At 54.5% G+C, this 607-nt stretch carries 1 rRNA gene; it reads right to left on the bottom strand.

What is annotated here, in order from left to right:
- Positions 1 to 607 (bottom strand): 23S ribosomal RNA (locus ACOTXI_RS24255); the annotation flags it as partial.

The raw sequence follows: 607 nt of genomic DNA, 5'->3' as shown, positions 1-607 counted from the left end.
AACGTTCCTTCAGGAGACTTAAAGTCTCAGGGAGAACTCATCTCGGGGCAAGTTTCGTGCTTAGATGCTTTCAGCACTTATCTTTTCCGCATTTAGCTACCGGGCAGTGCCATTGGCATGACAACCCGAACACCAGTGATGCGTCCACTCCGGTCCTCTCGTACTAGGAGCAGCCCCCCTCAATTCTCCAGCGCCCACGGCAGATAGGGACCGAACTGTCTCACGACGTTCTAAACCCAGCTCGCGTACCACTTTAAATGGCGAACAGCCATACCCTTGGGACCTACTTCAGCCCCAGGATGTGATGAGCCGACATCGAGGTGCCAAACACCGCCGTCGATATGAACTCTTGGGCGGTATCAGCCTGTTATCCCCGGAGTACCTTTTATCCGTTGAGCGATGGCCCTTCCATTCAGAACCACCGGATCACTATGACCTGCTTTCGCACCTGCTCGAGCCGTCACTCTCGCAGTCAAGCTAGCTTATGCCATTGCACTAACCTCCTGATGTCCGACCAGGATTAGCTAACCTTCGTGCTCCTCCGTTACTCTTTGGGAGGAGACCGCCCCAGTCAAACTACCCACCAGACACTGTCCGCAACCCGGAT

This window comes from Enterobacter cloacae complex sp. BZL2005, from assembly GCF_049238885.1.
GTDB lineage: Bacteria > Pseudomonadota > Gammaproteobacteria > Enterobacterales > Enterobacteriaceae > Enterobacter > Enterobacter roggenkampii.
This window is presented reverse-complemented; position numbering and strand designations above follow the sequence as displayed.